At 74.3% G+C, this 25,207-nt stretch carries 22 protein-coding genes; 16 read left to right on the top strand and 6 right to left on the bottom strand.

The genetic code is table 11. The features are described 5' to 3' along the window. Positions 1–12: 12 nt before the first annotated feature. The 4 genes from thrS to FB458_RS17915 all read right to left on the bottom strand — a co-directional run bounded on the left by thrS (position 13) and on the right by FB458_RS17915 (position 5,769). Entirely contained in the window at positions 13–2,043 is a 2,031-nt protein-coding gene (thrS, locus tag FB458_RS17900) for a threonine--tRNA ligase (protein ID WP_141849696.1), read from the bottom strand. A gap of 124 nt (positions 2,044–2,167) precedes the next feature. Continuing rightward, the gene (locus tag FB458_RS17905) at positions 2,168–3,040 is read right to left on the bottom strand and encodes a MaoC/PaaZ C-terminal domain-containing protein (RefSeq protein WP_141849697.1); all 873 of its coding nucleotides are present in this window, start codon (positions 3,038–3,040) and stop codon (positions 2,168–2,170) included. 1 nt (position 3,041) lies between these two features. Then, a complete protein-coding gene (locus tag FB458_RS17910; RefSeq protein ID WP_141849698.1) occupies positions 3,042–4,394 on the bottom strand; it encodes a 3-oxoacyl-ACP reductase in 1,353 nt (450 codons plus the stop codon). Between the two features lie 70 nt (positions 4,395–4,464). Then, a complete protein-coding gene (locus FB458_RS17915) occupies positions 4,465–5,769 on the bottom strand; it encodes an acetyl-CoA C-acetyltransferase (protein WP_141849699.1) in 1,305 nt (434 codons plus the stop codon). Between the two features lie 87 nt (positions 5,770–5,856). Here FB458_RS17915 and FB458_RS17920 point away from each other — a divergent pair, with 87 nt between their 5' ends. Beyond that, entirely contained in the window at positions 5,857–6,540 is a 684-nt protein-coding gene (locus FB458_RS17920; protein ID WP_141849700.1) for a TetR/AcrR family transcriptional regulator, read from the top strand. A gap of 41 nt (positions 6,541–6,581) precedes the next feature. Beyond that, positions 6,582–8,543: an acyl-CoA dehydrogenase family protein gene (locus tag FB458_RS17925; protein WP_141849701.1), complete on the top strand. Its 1,962-nt coding sequence runs from the start codon at positions 6,582–6,584 to the stop codon at positions 8,541–8,543. A gap of 7 nt (positions 8,544–8,550) precedes the next feature. Here FB458_RS17925 and FB458_RS17930 read toward each other — a convergent pair whose 3' ends face one another. After that, a complete protein-coding gene (locus FB458_RS17930; protein WP_141849702.1) occupies positions 8,551–8,907 on the bottom strand; it encodes an MOSC domain-containing protein in 357 nt (118 codons plus the stop codon). A gap of 193 nt (positions 8,908–9,100) precedes the next feature. Between FB458_RS17930 and FB458_RS17935 the strand changes: the two genes are divergently transcribed. From FB458_RS17935 to FB458_RS18000, 14 genes are all read left to right on the top strand, one after another. Beyond that, positions 9,101–10,447, top strand: coding sequence for an extracellular solute-binding protein (locus FB458_RS17935; RefSeq protein ID WP_141849703.1), 1,347 nt, complete (start codon positions 9,101–9,103; stop codon positions 10,445–10,447). After that, positions 10,444–11,424 carry a carbohydrate ABC transporter permease gene (locus FB458_RS17940; RefSeq protein ID WP_141849704.1) on the top strand — a complete coding sequence of 327 codons (981 nt, stop codon included), beginning with the start codon at positions 10,444–10,446 and terminating at the stop codon, positions 11,422–11,424. The genes FB458_RS17935 and FB458_RS17940 overlap by 4 nt, the downstream gene beginning before the upstream one ends. 43 nt (positions 11,425–11,467) lie before the next feature. Beyond that, on the top strand, positions 11,468–12,367 hold the full coding sequence (locus FB458_RS17945) for a carbohydrate ABC transporter permease (RefSeq protein WP_141849705.1): 900 nt from the start codon (positions 11,468–11,470) through the stop codon (positions 12,365–12,367). Position 12,368: 1 nt separating this feature from the next. Further along, a complete protein-coding gene (uxaC, locus tag FB458_RS17950) occupies positions 12,369–13,817 on the top strand; it encodes a glucuronate isomerase (protein ID WP_141849706.1) in 1,449 nt (482 codons plus the stop codon). Next, a complete protein-coding gene (locus tag FB458_RS17955; RefSeq protein ID WP_141849707.1) occupies positions 13,814–15,187 on the top strand; it encodes a mannitol dehydrogenase family protein in 1,374 nt (457 codons plus the stop codon). The genes uxaC and FB458_RS17955 overlap by 4 nt, the downstream gene beginning before the upstream one ends. Before the next feature lie 30 nt (positions 15,188–15,217). Beyond that, positions 15,218–16,045, top strand: coding sequence for a sugar phosphate isomerase/epimerase family protein (locus FB458_RS17960; RefSeq protein ID WP_141849708.1), 828 nt, complete (start codon positions 15,218–15,220; stop codon positions 16,043–16,045). Then, entirely contained in the window at positions 16,042–17,133 is a 1,092-nt protein-coding gene (locus tag FB458_RS17965) for a Gfo/Idh/MocA family protein (RefSeq protein ID WP_141849709.1), read from the top strand. The genes FB458_RS17960 and FB458_RS17965 overlap by 4 nt, the downstream gene beginning before the upstream one ends. Further along, complete coding sequence (locus tag FB458_RS17970) at positions 17,130–18,017, top strand: sugar phosphate isomerase/epimerase family protein (RefSeq protein ID WP_141849710.1); 888 nt, start codon at positions 17,130–17,132, stop codon at positions 18,015–18,017. The genes FB458_RS17965 and FB458_RS17970 overlap by 4 nt, the downstream gene beginning before the upstream one ends. Then, on the top strand, positions 18,014–19,057 hold the full coding sequence (locus tag FB458_RS17975; RefSeq protein ID WP_170185733.1) for a Gfo/Idh/MocA family protein: 1,044 nt from the start codon (positions 18,014–18,016) through the stop codon (positions 19,055–19,057). Before FB458_RS17970 ends, FB458_RS17975 begins: the two co-directional genes overlap by 4 nt. A 77-nt stretch (positions 19,058–19,134) precedes the next feature. Continuing rightward, positions 19,135–20,193: a LacI family DNA-binding transcriptional regulator gene (locus tag FB458_RS17980; RefSeq protein WP_141849712.1), complete on the top strand. Its 1,059-nt coding sequence runs from the start codon at positions 19,135–19,137 to the stop codon at positions 20,191–20,193. Between the two features lie 99 nt (positions 20,194–20,292). Next, a complete protein-coding gene (larE, locus tag FB458_RS17985) occupies positions 20,293–21,159 on the top strand; it encodes an ATP-dependent sacrificial sulfur transferase LarE (RefSeq protein WP_141849713.1) in 867 nt (288 codons plus the stop codon). After that, on the top strand, positions 21,156–21,923 hold the full coding sequence (gene larB, locus FB458_RS17990) for a nickel pincer cofactor biosynthesis protein LarB (protein ID WP_141849714.1): 768 nt from the start codon (positions 21,156–21,158) through the stop codon (positions 21,921–21,923). The genes larE and larB overlap by 4 nt, the downstream gene beginning before the upstream one ends. Then, positions 21,920–23,248, top strand: a complete 1,329-nt coding sequence (gene larC / locus FB458_RS17995; protein ID WP_246061354.1) for a nickel pincer cofactor biosynthesis protein LarC — start codon at positions 21,920–21,922, stop codon at positions 23,246–23,248. The genes larB and larC overlap by 4 nt, the downstream gene beginning before the upstream one ends. Beyond that, a complete protein-coding gene (locus FB458_RS18000; RefSeq protein ID WP_211356088.1) occupies positions 23,245–24,531 on the top strand; it encodes a lactate racemase domain-containing protein in 1,287 nt (428 codons plus the stop codon). Before larC ends, FB458_RS18000 begins: the two co-directional genes overlap by 4 nt. Before the next feature lie 28 nt (positions 24,532–24,559). Here the strand turns inward: FB458_RS18000 and FB458_RS18005 are convergent, their stop codons facing one another. Continuing rightward, positions 24,560–25,189 (bottom strand): DedA family protein, encoded by a 630-nt coding sequence (locus tag FB458_RS18005; RefSeq protein ID WP_211356089.1) that lies wholly within the window; start codon positions 25,187–25,189, stop codon positions 24,560–24,562. Positions 25,190–25,207: the final 18 nt, after the last annotated feature.

Raw genomic sequence — 25,207 nt, forward strand, 5'->3', positions numbered from 1 at the left:
CAGGCGCCCGGGTCAGACGCTCGCGTCGCCCTCCGCCGCCACCGGCGACGTGGTGACCTGGGCCCGGGTCGCGATGGCCGCGGTGATCTCGGCGACCGCCTCGTCGACCGGGACGCCGTTGCGCTGCGAGCCGTCGCGGTAGCGGAAGGAGATCGCGCCGGCGGCCCGGTCCTCCTCCCCCGCGATGAGGACGTAGGGGACCTTGGCCTTGCTGGCGTTGCGGATCTTCTTCGGGAAGCGGTCGTCGCTCTCGTCGAGCTCGGTCCGCACGCCGGCGTCCTTGAGCCGGTCGAGGACCGAGGCGACGTACGGCGCGAACTCGTCCGCGACCGGGACGCCAAGCGCCTGGACGGGCGAGAGCCACACCGGGAAGGCCCCCGCGTAGTGCTCGGTGAGCACGCCGAAGAAGCGCTCGATCGAGCCGAACTTCGCCGAGTGGATCATCACCGGCTGCTGGCGGGTGCCGTCGGCCGCCTGGAACTCCAGCTGGAAGCCCTTGGGCTGGTTGAAGTCGTACTGGATCGTCGACATCTGCCAGGTGCGGCCGATCGCGTCGCGCGCCTGGACGGAGATCTTCGGGCCGTAGAAGGCGGCGCCGCCGGGGTCGGCGACGAGCTCGAGGCCGGAGCGGTCGGCGACGTCCTGCAGGACGGCCGTCGCGACCTCCCACTCCTCGTCGGTCCCGATGAACTTGTCCTTCTTCTCGCCCTCGGTCGCCCGGGTCGACAGCTCGAGGTAGAAGTCGTCGAGGCCGAAGTCGCGCAGCAGCGACAGGACGAAGTCGAGCAGGTGCTGGACCTCCGCCGGGGCCTGCTCCGGGGTGACGTAGGAGTGGCTGTCGTCCTGGGTCAGGCCGCGCACCCGGGTGAGGCCGTGCACGACCCCGGACTTCTCGTAGCGGTAGACCGACCCGAACTCGAACAGCCGCAGCGGCAGCTCGCGGTAGGACCGTCCGCGGCTGCGGAAGATGAGGTTGTGCATGGGGCAGTTCATCGCCTTGAGGTAGTAGTCCGACCCCTCGAACTGCATCGGCGGGAACATCGTGTCCTTGTAGTACGGCAGGTGCCCGGAGGTGTGGAAGAGCCCCTCCTTGGAGATGTGCGGGGTCCCGACGTACTGGAAGCCCTCCTCGATGTGCCGCCGGCGGACGTAGTCCTCCATCTCGCGCTTGATGATCCCGCCCCTGGGGTGGAAGACCGGCAGGCCGGAGCCGAGCTCGTCGGGGAAGGAGAAGAGGTCCAGCTCGGCGCCGAGCCGCCGGTGGTCGCGGCGCTCGGCCTCCGCGAGCCGGTCGAGGTAGGCCTTGAGGTCGTCCTTGCTCGGCCACGCGGTCCCGTAGACGCGCTGCAGCTGCGGGTTCTTCTCCGAGCCGCGCCAGTACGCCGCCGCCGAGCGCATGAGCTTGAAGGCGTTGCCGATGAGCTTGGTGTCGGGCAGGTGCGGGCCGCGGCACAGGTCCTTCCACGCCAGCTCGCCGTCCTTGCGGCGGTTGTCGTAGATCGTCAGCTCGCCGCCGCCGACCTCGGCGTCGGCGCCCTCCGCCGCGTCGGCGACGTCGCCCCCGCCGCCCTTGAGGCCGATGAGCTCGAGCTTGTAGGGCTCGTCGGCGAGCTCGGCGCGGGCGTCGTCGTCGGTGGTGACGCGGCGGTGGAAGGTCTGGCCCTCGTTGATGATCCGCTGCATCGTCCTCTCGAGGGTCTTGAGGTCCTCGGGGGTGAACGGCGTCTCGACGTCGAAGTCGTAGTAGAACCCGTCGCGGATCGGCGGGCCGATGCCGAGCCTGGCGGAGGGGTTGACCTGCTGGACGGCCTGGGCGAGGACGTGGGCGGTGCTGTGCCGCAGGACCGCGAGGCCGTCGGGCTCGTCGACCCGGACCGGCTCGACGGTGTCGCCGTCGGAGAGGACGTGGCTGAGGTCGACGAGGTCGCCGCCGACGCGGGCCACGACGACGGCGCGGTCACCCGCGAAGAGCTCCCCGGCCGTCGTCCCCTGCTCCACCGATCGCTCGTCTCCGGCGACGTGGACGGTGAGGGTGGCAGGCACGGTGGCGCTCCTTCGGCGGGTCCGCGGGACCCACGGGACCCACAGGACGACGTACGGCGCCCCGGTCGGACGCCTGCGGGAAGGCTAGCCGCCGCGCCGCCACCCCCGCGACGCGGTGCGCGCCTCAGGCGGGGGTGGTGGCGACGACGAGGTGCTCGACCGGGGCGCCGTCGGAGCCGGGCCGGGCCGACAGGAGCACGGCGAGCGAGCCGTCGGGGGCGGCCTTGAGCAGCGTCGTCGACGGCAGCCGCACGGGGCGGCGGAACCACACGTGCGAGGTGCCGGCCGGGGGCACGAGGCGGCCGAGCGAGGCGACGACCCGGCCGTAGGTGGCCATCCCGTGCGCGATGGCCGACGGGAAGCCGAGCGGCCGGGCGGTCAGGGCGTGCAGGTGGATCGGGTTGACGTCGCCCGAGACGGCGCCGTACCGCCGCCCGGCGTCCTCGCCGAACCGCCAGCGTGCCCCGTCGGGGCGGGCGGCGACGGCCGCCACGGCCGTCGGGTCGGGCTCGTCGCCGGTGGGTGCGGTCGGGTCGCCCTCCCCCCGGGCGAGGTACGACGACACGCCGCGCCAGACCGGCTCCCCCGCCACCGACACCTCGGCGACGAGGTCGACGAGCCGGCCGCGGCGGTGCGGGCGCAGGTTGCCCGCGCTCACGGCGAGGTCGAGCGGCTCGGTCGGGGCGAGCGGCCGTGTCCACGTGACGACGTTCTCGACGTGGACGAGCCCGACGAGCGGGAACGGGAAGTCGCGCCGCGCCATGAGCGCCACCTGCAGCGGGAAGGCGAGGACGTGCGGGTAGGTCACGGGCAGCGCCGACCCGACAGTGAAGCCGAGCAGGTGCGCGTAGTCGACGAGGTGGTCGAGGTCGACGGCGACGCCCCGCCGCTGCGCCGTCGTCGGCGGCACCGCTCCCCCGCCGAACCGCCCGGTGACGACGGCCTTGGCGAAGAGCGCCGGCAGGTCGGGCGACCGGCCGTAGGTGAGGACGGGCACCTCAGGCCCCGAGCATGCTCTGGCCGCAGACCCGCACGACCTGGCCGGTGACCCCGGCGCTGGCGTCCTGGGCGAACCACGCGATCGTCTCGGCGACGTCGACCGGCAGGCCGCCCTGCGCGAGCGAGTTGATCCGGCGACCCATCTCGCGGGTGGCCAGCGGGATCCGGCCCGTCATTTCGGTCTCGATGAAGCCGGGGGCGACCGCGTTGACGGTGATGCCGCGGGCCCGCAGGTCCTCGTCGCGGCCGAGCGCGTGGACGGCCCCGATGAGGCCGGCCTTGGACGCGGCGTAGTTGCTCTGGCCGCGGTTGCCGGCGATGCCGGACATCGAGGACAGGACGACGACGTGCCCGCCGTCGGAGAGCGCGCCGGGGGCGAGGATCGCCTCGTTCATCCGCAGCACGGAGAGCAGGTTGACGTCGAGCACCTGCTGCCAGCGGGCGGCGTCGGTGTTGGCGAGCAGCTTGTCGCGGGTGATCCCGGCGTTGTGCACGACGACGTCGAGGCTGCCGTGGCGGGTCCGGGCGTGCTCGACGATCCGCGCGCCCGCGTCGGGGCTCGTCACGTCGAGCTGCAGCGCCGAGCCGCCGTTGCGGTTGGCCACCACGGCGAGGGCGTCGCCGGCGGCGGGGACGTCGAGGCAGACGACCGTCGCGCCGTCGCGGGTGAGGGTGTCGGCGATCGACGCACCGATGCCGCGCGCCGCCCCGGTGACGACCGCGACCTTTCCGGCCAGCGGGGCCACCCAGCTCTGGGGCGTACGGCGCCCTGCACCCGCGGGCCCGACGGTGACCACCTGCCCGTCGACGTAGGCCGAGCGCCCGGAGAGGAAGAACCGGACCGTGGACTCGATCTCCTCCTCGCCGCCGTCCTCGACGAGGACGAGGTTGGCGGTCGCTCCGGCCCGCAGCTCCTTGCCGATCGAGCGGACGACGCCCTCGAGCGCGCGCCGGGCGGCGGCGAGGACCGGGTCGGCGCCGGCCTGCTCGGGCGAGGCACCGAGGACGAGGACCCGGCCGGACGGGGCGAGCCGCTTGAGCGCCGGGCCGACCAGCGCCCGCAGCGCCTCCAGGTCGGCCGGGCCGGTCATCGCGCTGAGGTCGGCGACGACGGCGGCGACCCGTCCGTCGGTCGGCGGCTCGGTCGCGGTCGCGATGCCCTCGGCGTCGAGGACCGCGCGGACCCTCTTGGCCAGCGGGGCGTCGCCGTACCCCCCGAGCAGCACGCTGCCCTCGAGCAGCGCCCCTCCGGGGGTGTAGCGGCGCAGCCGCACCGGCCGCGGGATCCCCAGCCGGCTCGCGACCTGCTTGCCGAGAGGGCTGTTGACGAACTGGGAGTACGTGTCGGTCATGTCGCAGGAAGTCCTTTACCGAGAAGTCGGATGGCGAGAAGTCGGATACCGGGAACCGGGCGGCGCAGGGTCAGGCGCCCTCGAGGATCGCGACGACGCCCTGCCCGCCGGCGGCGCAGATGGAGATCAGGCCGCGCGAGCCGGGGCCCTTCTCGTGCAGCAGCTTCGACAGCGTCGCGACGATGCGGCCACCCGTCGCGGCGAACGGGTGCCCCGCGGCGAGGGACGAGCCGTTGACGTTGAGCCGGCTGCGGTCGATCGACCCGAGCGGCGCGTCGAGACCGAGGCGGCCCGCGCAGAAGTCCGGGTCCTCCCACGCCGCGAGGGTCGAGAGGACGGTCGCCGCGAAGGCCTCGTGGATCTCGTAGTAGTCGAAGTCCTGCAGGGTCAGGCCCTGGCGCGCGAGCAGGCGGGGGACGGCGTACGCCGGCGCCATGAGCAGCCCCTCGCCACCGTGCACGTAGTCGACGGCCGCGGTCTCGGCGTCGACGAGGTGCGCGAGGACGGGCAGCTGGTGCTCGGCGGCCCACTCGTCGCTGCCAAGCAGGACGACCGAGGCGCCGTCGGTGAGCGGCGTCGAGTTGCCGGCCGTCATCGTCGCGCCCTCACCCTTGCCGAAGACGGGTGACAGCGTGGCCAGCTTCTCCGTGCTGGAGTCGGGGCGCAGGTTGTCGTCGCGGGTCAGGCCGAGGTAGGGCGTGACGAGGTCGTCGAAGAACCCGCGGTCATAGGCGGCCGAGAGGTGACGGTGGCTGGCGGCCGCGAGCTCGTCCTGGTCCTCGCGGGTGATCCCCCACTCGCGCGCGGTGAGCGCCATGTGCTCGCCCATCGACAGCCCCGTGCGCGGCTCGACGTTGCGCGGGACCTCGGGCACGACCTGGCCCGGGCGCAGGGCCGCGAGGGCGCGCACCTTGCCCGACGTCGTACGGGCGCTGTTGACGGCGAGCAGCGCCCGACGCAGGTCCTCGTTGACGGCGATCGGCGCGTCGCTGGCGGTGTCGACGCCACCCGCCGCGGCCGACTCGATCTGGCCGAGGGCGATCTTGTTCGCGGTGAGGACGACCGTCTCGAGGCCCGTGCCGCAGGCCTGCTGGACGTCGTACGCCGGGGTGGCCGGGTCGAGGGCGGAGCCGAGGACGCTCTCGCGGGTGAGGTTGAAGTCGCGCGAGTGCTTGAGGACCGCGCCGGCGGCGACCTCCCCCAGTCGCTCCCCGGCGATACCGAACCGGGCCACGAGCCCGTCGAGCGCGGCGGTGAGCATGTCCTGGTTGGAGGCCCTGGCGTAGCGGCCGTTGGCCCGGGCGAAGGGGATCCGGTTGCCGCCGAGGACCGCGGCGCGGCGGGGGGCGGGACGACGGGGGCGGGAGGCGGCCACGGGGGTCTCCTGGGGGTCGGGACGGGCTGGACGAGTGCCTGGTACGGACAGTAGCAGGTACGGCGAGTACCTGCTACTGTCCAAAGCATGTCCTCCGCCCCGGCTCCCGACGGCCGCAGCACCCGGTGGGCGCAGCACCGTCTCGAGCGGCGCCGCGAGCTCGTCGAGGCCACGCTGCGGGCCATCCGCCGGCACGGCGCCGGCGTGGGGATGGACGAGGTCGCCCTCGCCGCCGGGACGAGCAAGACCGTCGTCTACCGGCACTTCACCGACAAGGCCGGGCTCTACCACGCGGTCGCCGAGCGGGTGGACGAGATCATCCTGCGCGACCTCGGCCGTGCGCTCGGGGAGGCCGGGGTGCCGCTCACCGACCTCGCCGCCGACCCGCGCCACCTCGTCGCCACCGCCGTCGACGCCTACCTCTCGCTCGTCGAGAAGGACCCCGAGGTCTACCGGTTCATCGTCGCCGCACCGCTGCTCGAGCGCGGCACCGGGAGCGGCGCCGGCGCCGACCCCGCCGCGTCGGTGAGCGACCACGTCGCCGAGCAGCTGGCCGCCCTCTTCGCCGAGGCCCTCGCCGCGACCGGGTCGGACACCGCCGCCGCGCCCGTCTGGGCCCGCGGCGTCGTCGGCATGGTCCGCGCCGCCGCCGACGCCTGGCTCGCCGGGCAGCCCGGCTTCGCCGGGCTGCCCCGCCGGGCGCTGACCGAGCACCTCGCCACCCTCGCGTGGACCGGCCTCGCCACGACGTGGCCGGCCGACGCCCGCTGACCGCACCGCCGCCCGACCGACCACCTGCAGGAGGAGCCGAGATGTCCGAGCTCGCCACCGCCCTCACCGCCGCCCTCGGCGGTCGCTGGAGCCACGTCCGCGACTCGCTGCGCGCCCAGGACCCCGCGCTGTTCGCGCCGCCGGCGGGCGAGCCGACGACCGAGGAGTACCGCGCCCACACCACGGCGCAGCTCGCCCTGCTCGCCGAGCAGCCCTACGCCCGCGACGGCGTCCTGCCCTCGCAGGGCGGCACCGGCGACCTCGGCGCCAACGTCACCGCGTTCGAGATGCTCGGCCACGGCGACCTGTCGCTGTGGGTCAAGGCCGGCGTCCACTTCGGCCTGTACGGCGGCGCCGTGACCAACCTCGGCCTACCCCGTCACCAGCGGTGGGTCGACGCGATGCTCGACCTCAGCGTCCCGGGCTGCTTCGCCATGACCGAGACCGGTCACGGCTCCAACGTCCAGCAGCTGGGGACGACGGCGACGTACGACGCGGCGACCGACGAGCTCGTCGTGCACACCCCGTCGGTGACGGCGCGCAAGGACTACATCGGCAACGCCGCCCGCGACGCCCGGATGGCGGCCGTCTTCGCCCAGCTCGTCACCGACGAGGGCGAGCACGGCGTGCACTGCGTGCTCGTCCCGATCCGCGACGCCCGTGGTCGGGTCCGCCGGGGCGTGACGATCGGCGACGACGGGCCCAAGGCGGGGCTGCGGGGCGTCGACAACGGACGGCTCACCTTCGACCACGTCCGCGTCCCGCGGGAGAACCTCCTCGGCCGGTACGGCGACCTCGACGACCGGGGCCGCTACACCTCCCCCATCGACAACCCGAACCGGCGCTTCTTCACCATGCTCGGCACGCTGGTGCGCGGCCGGATCAGCGTCGCCGCGGGGGCCGGGGCGGCGACCCGCAGCGCGCTGGCGATCGCGACCCGGTACGCCGAGCACCGGCGCCAGTTCGGCGCCCCCGGCTCGGAGCGGGAGGTCGCGGTGCTCGACTACCGCGTGCACCAGCGCAAGCTGCTGCCGGCCGTCGCGACGTCGTACGCCCTCGCCTTCGCGCAGAACGAGCTCGTCGAGCTCATGCACGAGGTGCAGACGTCGACGACGCCCGTCCCCGAGCAACAGCAGCGCGAGCTCGAGGCCCGGGCCGCGGCCATCAAGGTCGCGTCGACGAGCCACGCCACCGCGGCCATCCAGACGGCCCGCGAGGCGTGCGGCGGCGCCGGGTACCTGTCGGTCAACCGGCTCGTCGACCTCAAGGCCGACACCGACGTCTTCACGACCTTCGAGGGCGACAACACCGTCCTGCTCCAGCTGGTCGGCAAGGGCCTGCTCACCGAGTTCGGTGAGGGCTTCCAGGAGCTCGGCACCCTCGGCAGACTGCGCTTCGGCGCCGGCGTCGTCACCGAGGCGCTGCTCGAGCGGACCTCGACGAAGTCGTTGGTACGACGCCTGATCGCGGCCGCACCGTCGCGCGACACCGACGCCGCCGGCGGCTCCGGGCTCGGTCGCGGACGCCAGCTCGAGCTGTTCGCGGACCGCGAGAGGCACCTGCTCGAGGGGGTCGCGCGGCGGCTGCAGCGCGCGCTCAGGGCCGACGACCAGTTCGCCGTGTTCAACGACGCCCAGGACCACCTCGTCGCCGCCGCGCGCGCCCACGTCGACCGGGTCGTCCTCGAGGCCTTCGCCGCCGGCGTCGAGGCCTGCACCGACCCGGCGGCTCGGGCCCTGCTCGGGACGGTCTGCGACCTCTACGCGCTCTCGACGATCGAGGCGAACCGCGGCTGGTACCTCGAGCACGAGCGCCTCACGCCCGTGCACTCCAAGCAGGTCGTCGCCGCGGTCAACGTGCTGTGCGGGCAGCTGCGCCCGCACGCCCGCGACCTCGTCGACGGGTTCGGCATCCCCGACGCGTGGCTCGGCACCGAGCTGCTCGAGCCGCTGGAGGAGACCGTGGACCGGGAGCCGACGGCCGACCCCGCCGCGGTCGCCTGAGCGGCGCTCAGGCCCGGGGGTCCGGGACGCCGACCTCGACCTCGTCACCCACGCCCAGGGTGCCCGGCACGGGCACGTCGGCGTAGACACCGGGACAGCTCTTGGCCGGCCCGGTCACCTGCAGCTCGACGTCCCCGATCCGCAGCCGGCGGCCGATCAGCGCCGACAGCGCCTCCGGCTCGAGGTCGAGCACGACGTTGGCCCGGGGCCACGCCTCGACGTAGTCGGCGACGGCGACGAGGTGGACCGGGGCGCCCTTGCGGCGGTCGCCGTCCAGACCCTCCTCGCCCACCCCCGCCGACTCGAGGGCCTGGCCCGGCTCGCCCTGGTCCGGGTAGATGAGGATGCTCGTCACGCTCGCCACGTCGGCAGCGTAGTGGCCGCGCGCCCGCCCCGCGGTGCGTCCGCACCGCGGGGGCACAGGTGCCGCACGGATGCGGACGCGACGCCGTACGGCAACAACTGGCAACCGTTTCCGGAGTCGGACGACGCGTCACTAGCGTCACGCCGCATCGAGGGCCCGCCGGTGTGGTCGGGCCCCCCGGAAGGAGCAGACGATGAGGTTCTCCCGCCCCCTGGTGCCGGTGGTCGCCGCCGCCGCACTGGCCATGGTGTCCCTGACCGCGTGCGGCGGAGGGTCCTCCTCCGGCTCGGGAGGAGGCGGCGGCAAGCTCGACGTCTTCCTCGCCTCGCAGCCGAACTACCCGACCCAGTTCCAGCAGTGGTCCTCCGACGTCAAGGCGAAGTTCAAGGCCGCGACCGGCGCCGACCTCACCATCGAGACGTTCTCCAGCGCCGCCGACGAGACGACGAAGATCCAGGCCTCGGTCGTGTCCGGCAACGGGCCGGACGTCTACCAGCTCGGTACGACGTTCACGCCGGTCGCATACGGCACCAAGGCGTTCCACACCCTGACCGACGCCGACTGGCAGAAGGTGGGTGGCAAGGACCAGTACATGCCCGAGTCCCTGGGCATGTCCGGTCCCGACAGCAGCACCCAGATCGGCATCCCCGTCGCCATCCGCCCCTTCGGCATGGTCTACAACACCGAGATGTTCAAGGCCGCCGGCATCACCTCGCCGCCGACCACCTGGGACGACCTCGTCGCCGCCGGCAAGAAGCTGACGACCGGCGACCAGTACGGCCTGGCCATCGGGTACGCCGACAGCTACGACCCGTGGAAGTTCATCTGGTCGCTCACCGAGCAGCAGGGCGGCTCGTTCGTCAGCAAGGACCTCAAGACGGCCCAGCTGAACAGCCCCCAGGTCAAGACGGCCGTCGCCGACTACTTCGGGATGCTCACGAAGGACAAGGTCGTCGACCCCAAGTCCGTCGGGTGGAAGGACGCCGACGCGCTGACCGCCTTCGCCACCGGCAAGGCCGCCGTCTTCCCGATGGCCACGGCGACCTCCATCCCGACCCTCGAGAAGTCGAGCGTCAAGGGCAAGTACGCCTTCGCCCCGCTGCCCGACGTCCCGTTCGGCGCGACCAGCCGGCCGTCCGGCGCCCCGGCCGCCCAGACCATCGTCTCCGGTGACAACATCGCCATCGCGTCGTACACCAAGAACCTCGACCTGGCCCTGGCCTACGTCAAGATCGTCTCCAGCCCGGAGATGCAGCAGAAGCAGTACGAGTACTTCGGCAACCTGCCGAGCAACCAGTCCGCGTTCCAGAAGGTCGCCGACTCGAACCCGCTGCTCGCGCCGTTCATCGACGCCGAGAAGGGCGCGACGCCCACCGCCTTCACCGGTGGCTGGGCGGACATCCAGAACGGCCTGACCAACGTCGTCGTCCAGTCGCTGCCCTCGCTGCAGTCCGGGGCCGTCGACGGGTCAGCGACCGCCTCGCTCCTCGAGGCCGCCAACACCAAGGCCCAGTCGAGCCTGACCCGGGCCGCGCGGTGACGACCGACGTGGCCAGCGCCGACCTCCCCGCCGCGACGGGGCCCGCCGGTCCCGTCGCGGCGGGGGGCGGTCCGTCCCCCGCCCGCCCGCGCCCGTCGCGGGTGGCCGCCCTCGGGCACCGACCGCTCTGGCTCATGGGGCCGACGGTGGTGCTGCTGGTCCTCGTCATCGTCGTGCCCTTCCTGCTCGGGATCTGGATCAGCGCGACCGACCTCGACCAGTACTCGCTGCGCACGTTCCTCCAGGCCCCCGTCGTCGGGCTGGCCAACTACGTCGAGGCGCTGCAGACCTCGGGCCTGCTGCACTCGATCTGGGTGAGCTTCGCCTTCGCGATGCTGACGACGATCGTCTGCGCCCCCGTCGGCGTGCTGGCCGCCCTCGCGCTCAACACCGCCTTCCGCGGCCGCGGCCTGGTGCGCTCGGCCTTCCTCATCCCCTACGTCCTGCCGTCCTTCGTCACCGCGACGGTCTGGCGGTTCATCCTGCGACCCGACGGCGCCTTCAACGAGGTGCTCGCCTGGTTCGGCGTCGACGGAGGCCAGTGGCTCATCGGCGACAAGGCCTTCTGGGCCCTGGTCCTCGTCGACATCTGGGCGGCCTGGCCGTTCGTCTACATGATGGCCATGGCCGGCCTGCAGGCCATCCCCGACGAGCTCTACGAGTCCGCCGACATGGACGGCGCGTCCTGGTGGCAGAAGGTGCGGTACGTCGCCCTGCCGCAGATCCGCGGGCAGCTCCTCCTCGGGCTGCTGCTGTCGACGCTCGCGCACTTCAACAACTTCACGCTGCCGTTCGTGCTCTTCGGGACCCCCGCGCCGGACTCGGTCCTCACCCTGCCGGTGAACATCTACCAGACCTCGTTCCAGACCTTCCGCTTCGGCCTGGGCAGCGCGATGTCGGTGCTCTCGCTCCTGCTCATGCTCATCCCCGCCGTCATCTACCTGCGCGCGTCGCGGCTCACCACCGCCGCCGACTGACGCCCGACCCCACCGACCCGCCCACCTCCCGGTCAGGAGACCCATGTCCTCCGTCACCGCCACCGCGGCCCGAGCGCCCCGCCGGCGCCGCCGCGACCCGCAGCGGCTGCTGCCCCGCTGGTTGCAGGTCCTCGTCGTGGTCCTGCTGCTGCTCTCGCTGGCCCCCGTCGCCTACATGCTGGTCATCTCGGTCAGCCCCGACATCGACGCGTCGGCCGGCAGGCTGTGGCCCTCGCACGTCGTACCGTCGAACTACGTCGACGTCTTCACGACGGTGCCCCTGGCCCAGGGCCTGGTCAACAGCCTCGTGTCGTCCCTCGGCGCGGCCGCCATCGCCGTGGTCTTCGGCCTCGGGGCGGCGTACTGCCTCACCCGCTTCGAGTTCCGCGGCCGCGACACCCTGCTGTCGGCGTTCGTCGGGCTGCAGTCGATCCCCGGCGTGATGATCATCCTGCCGCTCTTCGTCGTGTTCTCCTCGGTGGGCTCGGCGCTCGGGGTCCAGGTCATCGGCTCGCGCACCGCGCTCATCCTCACCTACCTCACCTTCGCCATCCCGTTCGCGACCTGGCTGCTCGTGACGAACATGCGCCAGATCCCCATCTCGTTCGAGGAGGCCGCCATGATCGACGGCCTGTCGCGGGTGGGCGCGCTGTTCCGCATCGTGTTCCCGCTCATGGTCCCCGGCATGGTCGTCACCCTCGTCTTCGCGCTCCTCGTGGGCTGGAACGACGTCCTCTTCGCCAGCCTGCTGACCAACCCCGAGACCCAGACGGCGGCCATCCAGCTGCAGACGTTCGCCCTGTCGACCGAGGGCGGTGCGCTGCCCCTCTACGGTCAGCTCATGGCGGCGTCGCTCATCTCGGCGGCCCCCGTCGTCATCCTCTACATGCTGTTCCAGCGCCAGCTCGTCGGCGGCCTCACCGCCGGTGGGGAGAAGGGCTGAGATGACCACCACGCTCCCCGGCCGGACGACCGTCCCGGCCGGAGCCCCGCTCGCCCTGCACCCGGACCGGCTGCTCCCGGCGGACCCCGGGGTCCGCGGCCTGGCCCGACAGCTGTACGACGAGGTCCGTGACCTGCCCATCGTGTCGCCGCACGGCCACGTGCCGGCGCAGCTGCTCCTCGACGACGAGCCGTTCACCGACCCGACGAGCCTGCTGCTCCAGCCCGACCACTACGTCACCCGGCTGCTGCACGCGTCCGGGGTGCCGCTGGAGGACCTCGGCGTCGGCCGCGGCCCGCTGCCCGAGGCGCAGGCCCGCGCCGCCTGGCGGCTGCTGTGCCGGCACTGGTCGGTCTTCCGCGGGACGCCGGTGCGGCTGTGGTTCGACGCCGAGCTGCACGACATCTTCGGCGTCCGCACCCGCCCGAGCGAGGACACCGCCGACGAGCTGTACGACGTCGTCGCCGCCCGCCTCGCGGACCCCGACCTGCGACCCCGGGCGCTGCTGCGCCGCTTCCGCATCGACGTCCTCGCCACCACCGACGACCCGTGCGACGACCTCGCGGCCCACCGGGCCCTGCGCGAGCAGCCCGACGTGACGACCCGCGTGGTGCCCACCTTCCGGCCCGACGCCTACCTCGAGGCGGGACGGCCGGGGTGGGCGGCGCAGGTCGACCGGCTCGGGCGGGCGGCCGACACCGACGCGTCGTCGTACGACGGCTTCGTCGCGGCGCTCGAGTCGCGCCGGCGCCACTTCGTGGAGCACGGCGCGGTCTCCAGCGACCACAGCCACCTCGACATCGGCACCGAGCCGATGGACCCCGCCGACGCCCGGCGGGTGCACGCCCTCGCGTTGCGCGGCGAGGCGACGCCGTCCGAGACCCTGGCCTACCGGCGTCACCTGCTGCTCGAGATGGCCCGGATGGCCTGCGACGACGGCCTCGTCATGACCCTGCACCCCGGCAGCCTGCGCGGGCACCACGACCCGACGACGAGGCGGTTCGGCGCCGACACCGGGCACGACATCCCGGTGACGGCGGAGTACACGCGGGCGCTGCGACCGCTGCTGGAGCGGTACGGCACCCACGCCGGCTTCCACCTCGTCCTCTTCACCCTCGACGCCACGGTCTTCAGCCGCGAGCTCGCGCCGCTCGCGGGTTTCTACCCGTCGGTCTTCGTCGGCGCGCCGTGGTGGTTCCTCGACAACCCCAGCGACATCCGCGGTTTCCAGCACGCGGTGACCGAGACGGCCGGCTTCAGCCGCCTGTCGGGGTTCATCGACGACACCCGGGCCTTCTGCTCGATCCCGGCCCGGCACGACATGTCGCGTCGGCTCGACGCCGGCTTCCTCGCCGGGCTGGTCGCCGAGCACCGACTCGACCTGGACGAGGCGCTCGAGACCGTGCGGGGGCTGAGCGTCGACCAGCCGCGGCGGGTGTTCAAGCTGTGAACGGCGCCCCGCTCGGGCGCGCCGCCCGCGGCCTGCCCGCATCGCCGGTCCGGATCGTCCACCTCGGGCTCGGCGGCTTCTCCCGGGCCCACCAGGTGTGGGCGACCGCGCACGCGAGCGACGCCGACGACTGGGGGGTCGCCGGCTTCACCGGCCGCAGCACCGCACTGGCGCAGCGGCTCACGGCGCAGGACGGGCTCTACACGCTCGTCACCCGTGCCGCCGACGGCGACCGGCTCGAGGTCGTGCCGAGCCTCGTCGAGGCGCGCGCCGGCGGGGACGTGGACAGGCTCGTCGGGCTCGTCGCCGACCCCGAGGTGCAGGTCGTCACCCTCACCGTCACCGAGGCCGGCTACCACCGGGGGGACGGCGGGGCCGACCTCGCCCACCCGGCGGTGGCCGCCGACGTCGAGGCCCTCCGGGCGGGCCGCGTCGCCGACCTGGCCACCGCTCCCGGTCGGCTGGCCGCGGGCCTCGGCGCCCGGGCCCGCGCCGGGGTCGCCCCGCTCGCGGTCGTGCCCTGCGACAACCTGCCGGACAACGCCGCCGTCGTCCGCGACGCCGTCACCGCGCTGGCCCGTGCCGCCGGCGACACCGACCTCCTCGGGTGGCTCGGCGGCGTCGGCTGGGTGACGACGATGGTCGACCGGATCACCCCGGCGACGACCGACGAGGACGTCGCCGACGTGCGCCGCCTCGGGGGGTACGACGACGCCGCGCCGGTCGTCACCGAGCCGTTCACCGAGTGGGTTCTCGCCGGCTCCTTTCCCGGGAAGAGGCCGGCCTGGGAGAGCACCGGGGCGCGCTTCGTCGACGACGTGGCGCCGTACGAGCGCCGGAAGCTGTGGCTGCTCAACGGCGGTCACAGCCTGCTCGCCTACGTCGGCGGTGCGCGGGGCCACGCGACCGTCGCCGACGCCGTCGCCGACCCGGGGTGCCGGGCGCTGCTCGAGCAGTGGTGGGACGAGGCCGCGCCGGGGCTCACGGGGCTGCCCGAGGGCGACGTCCCCGCCTACCGCACCGCGCTCCTCGACCGCTTCACCAACCCGCGGATCCGCCACCTGCTGGCCCAGATCGTCGCCGACGGCTCGCAGAAGCTGCCGGTCCGCATCCTGCCGACCCTGCGCGCCGCCCGCGCCGAGGGGCGGGTCCCGGTCGCCGCGGTGACCGTCCTCGGCGCCTGGGTCGCGCACCTGCGCGGCCACGGCACGCCCGTCCGGGACGCGGCCGCCGACCGGCTGCGAGACCTCGCGGGCGGCCCGCTCGACCGGGCCGTCCCCGCCGTCCTCGGCGCGCTCGACCCGGCCCTCGCCGACGATCCCGAGGTCGTCGCCGCGGTCCGGGCCGCCACCACCGACCTCCTCCCCTGACCCCCACCCGACCGTTCCAGGAGCACCGCCATGTGGACCCTCTCCGGCTTCGCCGACGAGATCGACCCCGACCTCGTCACCCAGTGCCGCGTCCTCACCGACCTCGGCATCACCTGGGTCGAGCTGCGCAGCGCCTGGGGGGTGAACGTCCTCGACCTCACCGACGAGCAGGTCGGCCAGGCGCAGGAGGTGCTGCGCGAGCACGGCATCCGGGTCTCCTCGATCGGTTCGCCCATCGGCAAGATCGGGATCCGCGACGACTTCGAGGAGCACCTGGTCCGGATGGACCGGGCCCTGGAGGTCGCGCGGCGGTTCGAGGCGCCGTACATCCGGCTGTTCTCGTTCTTCATCCCCGAGGGCGAGGACCCCGCCGACCACCGCGACGAGGTGCTGCGGCGCATGCGCGCCCTCGCCGACCGGGCCGAGGGCACCGGCACCACCCTCCTGCACGAGAACGAGAAGGAGATCTACGGCGACGTGCCCGAGCGGGTGCTCGACCTCGTCACCTCCGTCGGCTCGCCCACCCTGCGCCTGGCCTGGGACTCGGCCAACTACGTCCAGTGCGGGGTCCGGCCCGTCACCCAGGGGTACGACGACCTGCGCCCCTTCACCGACTACATCCAGGTCAAGGACGCCCTGCTCGCCACCGGCGAGGTCGTCCCCAGCGGCGAGGGCGACGGCGAGGTGCGCGAGCTCGTCCGGCGGCTGCTCGCCGACGGCTACGACGGCTTCTTCTCGATGGAGCCGCACCTCGCCCGGACCACCAGCTACGGCGGCTTCTCCGGCGCCGACGAGTTCGTCCGCGCCACCAAGGCCTTCACCGCCATCCTCGACTCCGAAGGAGCCACCTTCCAGTGAGCACCACCACCTCCCCCGCCGGAGCCGCTCCGCTCCGGTTCGCCATCGTCGGGGCCGGCGTCATCGGTGCCGTCCACGCGCAGGCCCTCGCCGAGCTGCCGGACGAGGCGCGGCTCGTCGCCGTCGTCGACGCCGACGCCGCCAAGGCGCAGGCCCTCGCCGAGCGGTACGGCGTCGCCGTCGCCACCGACGACCTCGCGGCGGTCCTGGCCCGCGACGACGTCGACGCCGTCACCGTGTGCACACCGAGCGGCCTGCACGCGGACGTCGCCGTCGCCGCCCTCGACGCCGGCAAGGACGTCGTCGTCGAGAAGCCGATCGACGTCACCCTCGAGGCGGCCGACGCGATCATCGCCGCGGAGCAGCGCTCCGGGCGAACCGTCGCGGTCATCTCGCAGCACCGCTTCGACCGCTCGACGGAGAAGGTCCTCGCTGCCCTCGAGGCGGGCCGGCTCGGGTCGGTGACCTCGGCGATCGCCTCGCACGCCTGGTGGCGCGGCCAGAGCTACTACGACTCCGGCGAGTGGCGCGGCACCTGGGCCCTCGACGGCGGCGGCGCCACGATGAACCAGACCGTCCACACCATCAACCTGCTCATCACCGCGGTCGGCACCCCCGTCGAGGTCTTCGCGCACACCGCGTGCCTGGCCCACGAGCGGATCGAGGTCGAGGACACCGCGGTCGCCGTCGTCCGGTTCGCCTCCGGCGCGCTCGGCGTCATCCACGCGACGACGGCGGCCTACCCCGGTCTCGACGCGCGGCTGTCGGTCTACGGCACGAAGGGCTCGGCCGTCATCTCCGACGACGCGCTCGTCTTCGTCCACGAGACGGACGGGGAGGCGAAGGAGATCGCCATGTCGGAGAAGACCGGCAGCAACCAGGTCACCGACGCGGACGCGCTCGGCCCGGACGACGCCGGCCTCGGCAAGGCGCACCGCGCGCAGCTGGTCGACTTCGTCGCCGCCGTCCGCGAGGGCCGGGCCCCGCGGGTGACGACGCAGGACGCGCGGACCACGCTGGCCGTCATCCTCGCCATGTACGAGTCGGCGCGCACCGGGAAGCCGGTCGCCCTGGGAGGTGCGGCATGAGCGGGCGCCGGCTGGCCGTCAACCCGATCTCCTACTGGCTGAAGGGCGGCAAGACCGTCGCCACCCTCGGCGCCGCGTTCGATGAGCTGTCGGCCATCGGCTACACCGCGGTCAAGGCGGACGTGCCCACCGACCTCGACGCGGCGTCGTACGTCGGCTGGCTCGCGGGCTACGGGCTGGAGCCCGCCCTCAGCCTGTTCCCCGGGTCGTGGGCGGACGCGTCGCGGCACGCGGAGGTCGCGCGGGCGGCGGGCGAGTACGCCGCCCAGCAGGCGTCGCTGGGGATGACCGTCTGCATGGTCTCGACGACGGAGCCGCGCGACCACGCCCGGCAGGTCCACCCGGCCGTCGGGGCGGACTTCGACGCGGGCCGGCTGGCCACCGTCGTCGACGGCATCGGCGCGACCTGCGAGGCGATGCGGGCCGAGGGCGTGCTCGCCGCGCTGCACCCGCACGTCGGTGGCTGGGTCGAGACCGAGGAGGAGGTCCGCGCCGTCCTCGACGGGGTCGGGCCCGACCTGCTCGCCTTCGGCCCCGACACCGGGCACCTGGCCTGGGCGGGGGCCGACGTGGTGGGCGTCCTGCGCGACCACTCCTCGCGGATCGTCGGCTGCCACCTCAAGGACGTCTTCGCCGAGGGCGTCGAGCGGGCCAGGCGGGAGGACCTGTCGTACCAGGACGCGACGCTGCCCGGGAGCCTGTGGGCCGAGCCGGGCACCGGGTCGGTCGACCTCGACGCCTGCGTCGCCGCGTTCCCCCCGGACTACGACGGCGACTTCATGATCGAGGTCGACGTCCCGTCGGTCCCGGACCGGGAGTGCCACGAGATCGCCCACCGATGGGCCGTGGAGCACCTGCCGCTCGGCGAGGTCGCCCACCGGTGACCGTCGAGCAGGGGCCGCCGCTTCGGGTCGCCGTCGTCGGGCTCGGCGACATCTCCGGCGTCCACCTCGACGCGGTCGCGGCCAGCCCGCACGGCGGGCTGGTCGCCGTCGCCGACCTCGACGAGGCCCGGGCGACCACCGTCGGGGCGGTGCGCGGGGTGGCGTCGTACGGCGGCGGCGATGGTCTCGACGCGCTCGAGGCGATGGTCGAGCGGGAGTCGCCCGACGTCGTCCACGTCTGCACGCCGCACGACCGGCACGCGCCGATGGCGACCTGGCTGCTCGAGCAGGGCGTCCACGTGCTCCTCGAGAAGCCGTCGGCGCACACCCTGGCCGGGGCCGAGGCGCTCGTCGAGGTCGCCGCGCGCAGCGACGCCCAGCTCGGGCTGTGCTTCCAGAACCGCTACAACACCGCGGCCCGGGCGCTGCGCGACCTGCTCGACGACGGCTCGCTCGGGGCGCCGTACGCCGGGCGCGGCGTCGTCACCTGGCGGCGCGAGGCGGCGTACTACGCGCGCAGCCCGTGGCGCGGGCGGTGGGCGGAGGCCGGCGGCGGGGTGCTGGCCAACCAGGCGATCCACACCCTCGACCTGCTGCTGTGGTACCTCGGCGACGCGGCCGACGTCGAGGGGACGGCGCTGCGGCTCGCGCTCGACGGGGTGGTCGAGGTCGAGGACACCGCGACGTTCCGGGTGCGGCACGACGGCGGGGCGACGTCGGTGTTCTGGGCGACCAACGGGCACCTCGCCGACTCCCCCGTGCTCGTCGAGCTGCTGCTGCGCGGGGACGACGGCCAGGCGGTGGCGCGGCTCGAGACCGACCTCGTCGTCACCCGCCCGGACGGGCGCGAGGAGACGACCCGGGAGCCGGTCCTCGCGACCGGTGAGCGCGCCTACTGGGGCGTCTCGCACGACCGGCTCGTCGCGGACTTCCACGCGCACGTCCGCGACGGGAGGCCGTTCTGGATCGGGGCCGAGGACGGCGCGCGGGCCATGCGGGTGCTCGAGACGGTGTACGCGGCGTCGGGGCTGCGCGGCTGAGCCGGGCCCATGGGTGGCGTCCCTATGATGCGAGGAGCCCCGTCGGGGGGGACCACCGCAGGGACACAGGACCACGCATGCCGCACCGGGACGACGACGTCCCGTCCGGCCCGACCGGGGCCGGCGGGAGCACACGGCCGCCGACGATCTACGACGTCGCGCGGCACGCGGGGGTGGCGGCCTCGACGGTGTCGCGGGCGCTGGCCCGACCGGGGCGGGTCAACGCGGCGACGGCCGAGCGGGTCCGGGACGCCGCGCGGGCGCTGGGATACCGCAGCGCCCCGGTGAGCGGGGCGCCGTCGCGGGTGACGACGAAGGTCATCGCGCTGTCGATCGCCGACGTGACCAACCCGTTCTACGTCGAGATCATCCGCGGGGCGCAGGTGGCCGCGGGAGAGGCCGACTACACGATGATGCTCGTCGACGGGCAGGAGTCCGACACCTACGAGCGGGGCGCGCTGGCCCGGGCGCTGCCGGCCGTCGAGGGCGTCCTCATGACGTCGAGCCGCCTCACCGACACGGCGATCCGCACCGTGGCCAAGCAGAAGGCCACCGTCGTCCTCAACCGGGTGCTCAGCGACGTGTCGTCCATCGTCACCGACAACCACAGCGGCACGCAGCAGGCCGTCGCCCTGCTGACCGGGCTGGGCCACCGGTCCATGGCCTACGTCGCCGGGCCGGAGGCGTCGTGGGCCGACGGCGACCGGTGGCGCGGGCTGCTCGCGGCCGCGCAGGAGCACGGCGTGCACGCCAAGCGCCACGGGCCCTACGCCCCGACCGTCGACGGCGGCGTGCAGGCCGGGCGCGACCTGCTCGAGCACCGCCCGACCGCCGTCGTCGCCTACAACGACCAGATGGCCATCGGCGTGCTGCAGCTGCTCGCCGCGCGGGGCGTGGCGGTCCCCGGGGAGGTCAGCGTCGTGGGGTTCGACGACATCTTCGCGGCGCGGCTCGTCACCCCGCCCCTGACGACGGTGGCCGCGCCGCTGCGGCAGATGGGCGAGATCGCCGTGCGCAACCTGCTGGCCGTCATCGGTGGTGCGCGGCCGACCAGCGGCGAGCCGCTCGTCGTCCCCACTCACCTGCAGGAGCGCGGGTCGCACGGCCCGGCCCCCAAGGCGGCCCGCCGCCGCTGAGGAGACGACTGCTTGTGGTGGTGGCCATGTGGGCGACGCGCCGTGGCAAGGAGTGGCAACCGATGGCGAGCGGGCGAGGCGCTGGGTAGCGTCGCGAGCATGACCGCTCCCTCCCTCGCGCAGGCCGTGACGGCCGTCCGCACGAGCCTCTCCCCGCACCTCGACGACGCGGCCGGGGGCGGTCGCCTCGGGGTCGCCTTCTCGGGGGGCGTCGACTCGACCCTGCTCGTCGCCCTCGCCCAGCAGGCCCTCGGTCCGCAGCGGGTCGTCGCCGTCCTCGCCGTCTCGGCGAGCCTCGCCGCGCGCGAGCGGCGCGAGGCGCGTCGCGTCGCCGCGCACCTGGCCGTGCCGCTCGTCGAGGTCGTCACCCGCGAGCTCGACGACCCGGCCTACCGGGCCAACGCCGCGGACCGCTGCTACTTCTGCAAGCACGAGCTGTTCCAGCGGATCGACGACGACCTCGCGGCGGCGCACGGTCTCGTCGCGGTCGCCTACGGCGAGAACGCCGACGACGTACGACGCCCCGACCGCCCGGGCGCGCGCGCCGCCACCGACCACGGCGTCCTGCGCCCGCTCGCCGACGCCGGCCTGACCAAGGACGACGTCCGCCGGCTCGCCCGCGAGCTCGGGCTGCCGACCGCGGACAAGCCGGCCGCCCCGTGCCTGGCCTCCCGGATCCCCCACCACACCCCCGTCACCGCGCAGGCGCTGCAGCAGGTCGAGCGGGCCGAGCAAGCACTGCACGATCTGGGTCTCACCGAGCTGCGCGTGCGCCACCACGACGACCTGGGCCGGGTCGAGCTCGGGGCGGCGGCGCTGTCCGCGGTGCGGGCGGACGAGTCGCTGCACGACGCGGTCGTCGCGGCCGTCGTCGGGGCGGGCTACGCCCGGGCCGAGGTCGACGGGCGCGGGCTGCGGTCGGGCGCGTTCACGATGCTCGAGCTGACGGCGCGGCCGTCGGCATGACCGCCCCCTCCGCGGGCGTTGACCCGCTCGAGGCCTTCGCCACGCTCGACACCGGCCGGGCATCCCGCCGCGGCTACCCGGAGGCCGTCTTCTGCGAGGGCAAGACGCCCGAGCAGGTCGGGGCGATCGCCGCCCGGCTGCGCGACGAGGACGCCGTCTCGCTCTTCACCCGCGCCTCGCCGGCGCACGCGGAGGCGGTGCTCGAGGCCCTGCCCGGGGCGTCGTACGACGTGGCGGCGCGGCTGCTCGCCTGGCCCCCCGAGCCCCCGGCCCCGACCGGTGGTCTCGTCGTCGTCGCGTGCGCGGGGACGTCCGACCTGCCGGTCGCCCGCGAGGCCGCGACGACGGCCCGCTACCTCGGCCGGCCGGTCGAGGAGGTCGTCGACGTCGGGGTCGCGGGCCTGCACCGGGTGCTCGCACGCCTGCCGCTGCTGCGCTCGGCGCGGGCGATCGTCGTCGCGGCCGGGATGGACGGCGCGCTGCCCAGCGTCGTCGCCGGGCTGGTGTCGGCGCCGGTCGTCGCCGTGCCGACGTCGGTGGGGTACGGCGCCGCGTTCGGCGGGGTCGCACCGCTGCTGACGATGCTCAACGCCTGCGCCCCCGGGGTGGCGGTCGTCAACATCGACAACGGGTACGGCGCCGGCCACCTCGCCGCCCAGATCGCCGCCGACCCCCGCGAATCGGATTCGGCCCGCTCGGCTCGAGTCACGACGGGAGCCGAGTCCCGCGAATCCGATTCGAGTGGCTCACCGGAGGAGGCGTGAGCGCCCTTCGGCACGGCTGGGTCGACGCGTCCGCCGGGGTCGCCGGCGACATGCTCCTCGCGGCCCTGCTCGACGCCGGCGCCTCGCTGGACGCCGTACGAGACGCCGTGGAGGCGGTGCTCCCGGGCGCGGTCCGGCTGACGTCGCAGCCGGTGCAGCGCTGCGGCCTGCGGGCCCTCCTGCTCGACGTCGACGCGCTCGAGCCCAGCCCCCCGCACCGACGCCTCGCCGACCTGCTCGCGCTGCTCGACGCGGCCGATCTCGCCGAGGCGGTCCGTGCGTCGGCGGCGGCGACCTTCCGCGCCCTCGCCGAGGCGGAGGCCGCCGTCCACGGCACGGGGGTCGAGGAGGTCCACTTCCACGAGGTCGGCGCCCTCGACTCGGTCGCCGACGTCGTCGGAGTGTGCGCCGCGGTCCACGACCTCGGCCTGACGTCGCTGAGCGCCGGACCGGTGGCGCTGGGGCACGGCCGGATGCGCGCCGCCCACGGCGACCTCCCGGTCCCCGGCCCGGCCGTCACCGAGCTCGCGCGCGGCTGGGTCGTCGAGGCGGGCGGCCCCGGGGAGCGCGCCACCCCGACCGGTCTCGCGCTCGTGCGCACGCTCGCCACCGCGTGCGAGCCGCTCCCCCGCCTCGTCGTCGACGCCGTCGGCACCGGCGCCGGCCACCGCGACGACCCCGACCGGCCCAACGTCACCCGTGTCGTCGTCGGCGCCCGGGTCGGCACCGGTACGGACTCGACGCAGCGTCATGCCGCTCGACGCCCTCTGCACCCTGCGTCAAGCGGCTCGACGCTGCGTCAAGTCCACCCGCAGGAGGCCGTGCAGCTCGAGGCGAACGTCGACGACCTCGACCCCCGGGTCTGGCCGACCGTGCTCGCCGCCCTGCTCGACGCCGGCGCCGACGACGCCTGGCTCGTGCCGGTCGTCATGAAGAAGGGCCGACCCGCCCACACCCTGTGCGCCCTCGTCGACCCCGACCGCGCCGACGCGGTCCGCGCCGCCGTGGTCGCCCACACGACGACCTTCGGCGTGCGCGAGCACCCCGTCACCAAGCACCCGCTCGCCCGCGGCTGGGTCGACGTCGCCGTCGACGGCCACCCCGTCGCGGTCAAGGTCGCCCACGCGGACGGGCTCGTCGTGCGCGCCACCCCCGAGTTCGACGTCGTGGCCGCCGTCGCCGCCGCGACCGGGCACCCGGTGCTCGACGTCCTCGACACCGCCCACGCCGCCGCCCACCGCGGCGGCGTCCGCGCCGGCGCCCCCGTCCCCGAGGCGCTGCGCGACGCCGTACGCCGCCCCGACCCCACCGAGGAGCCCCTGTGACCACCACCGCCCGCACGACCCTGCGCACCGTCGGCGGCGCCGACGGCGTGCTCGACGCGGACACCCTCACGGCGTTCGTCACCGACGCCCTGGCCGCGGAGGACCTCGACGGCCGGCGGGTCACCCTCGTCGTCCCCGACGGCACCCGCAGCTGCCCGCTGCCGCTGCTGCTGCGCGCGATCCACTCCGCCGTGCACGGCCGGGTCGCGTCGCTCACCGTCCTCGTCGCGCTCGGCACCCACGCGGCGATGGACGACGCCGCCCTCGCCCGCCACCTCGGGTACGAGGACGCCGGCCTGGGCAGCGTCTTCCCCGGAATGCAGGTCCGGAACCACGAGTGGTGGGACCCGCAGGCGATGACGACCGTCGGCGTCGTCGACGCCGCCACCGTCAGCCGGCTCTCCGAGGGTCGCCTGCACGAGTCCGTCGACGTCGTCGTCAACCGGCTCGTCGTCGACACCGACGTGACGATCCTGCTCGGCCCGGTCTTCCCGCACGAGGTCGTCGGCTTCTCCGGCGGCAACAAGTACGTCGTCCCCGGCGTCGCGGGCCAGCGGATCATCGACTTCTCGCACTGGCTGGGCGCGCTCATCACCAGCGCCGACATCATCGGCACCCGCGGCACGACGCCCGTCCGCGCCCTCATCGACGAGGCGGTGGGCATGCTGCCGAGCCGGCGCCTCGCCCTCTGCCTCGTCGTCCGGTCCGGGCACACCGACGACGGGACCGGCGTCCACTCGCTCGCCTTCGGAACGCCCGAGGAGGCCTGGGCCGCCGCCGCCGACGTCTCCGCCCGGACCCACGTGCGCTACCTCGACGCCCCCGTCAAGCGGGTCCTGTCGATCATGCCGAGCAAGTACGCCGACATGTGGACCGGCGCCAAGGGCTTCTACAAGGTCGAGCCGGTCGTCGCGGACGGCGGCCAGGTCGTCGTCTTCGCGCCGCACATCACGCAGATCTCGCAGATGCACCCGGCCATCGAGGAGATCGGGTACCACTGCCGCGACTACTTCACGCAGCAGTGGGACCGGTTCCGGGACCGGCACTGGGGCGACCTCGCCCACTCCACCCACCTCTTCGGCGCCGGCACCTGGGACCCGGTGCACGGTGAGCGCGGCCGCGTCACGGTGACCCTCGCGACCGGCATCCCCGAGGACGTCGTGCGCGCCGTCAACCTCGATCACCTCGACCCGGCCCTGGTCGACGTCGCGGCCTGGGAGCAGGACCCCGACACCCTCGTCGTCCACGACGCGGGCGAGGTGCTGCACCGCCTGCGCGGCTGAGGGCGACCGGGCGCGACCTGCCGCGACGTCAGGCGTGCGAGGCCTCGCGCGCCTTGTCCTGCCGGTGCTCGCGCACCTTCCACACCACGACCGCGAGCACGACGACGAGCACGACGACCGCGGCCGCACCCTTGCCGAACGTGCCCTCGACCTGCTTGTACGACGCCCCGGCCGCGTAGCCGATCCCGACGACGACGCAGCTCCAGGCGATGCCGCCGGCCGCGTTGAAGGCGAGGAAGGTTGGGTAGTGCATCTTCGAGGTCCCCGCCAGCGCCGGCATGACGGCGCGGAAGAACGCGGTCCAGCGGCCGAGGAAGACGGCCCAGCCGCCGCGGCGGCGCAGAAAGTCCTGGGCCCGCTCGATCCCGCTCTTGCGCTTCTCCAGCACCTTCCACCGCAGGATCCGCGGGCCGAGGTGCCGGCCCACCTCGAACCCGACCGTGTCGCCGAGGATCGCCGCGGCGATGACCGTCAGCCCGACCGCCCACAGCGGGGCGTGCCCCTCGTGGGCGGCGACGCCCCCGAGGACGGCGGCGGTCTCGCCGGGCAGGACGAACCCGACGAACAGCGCGTCCTCCGCGAAGACGACGAGCCCGACGATCAGCAGCACCGACCAGGTCGGCGCGTTGAGGATGGGGTCGAGGATGGAGGAGAGCACCCGACGAGCGTAGACAAC

It is taken from the genome of Lapillicoccus jejuensis (genome assembly GCF_006715055.1).
In the GTDB taxonomy this organism is placed as follows: domain Bacteria; phylum Actinomycetota; class Actinomycetes; order Actinomycetales; family Dermatophilaceae; genus Lapillicoccus; species Lapillicoccus jejuensis.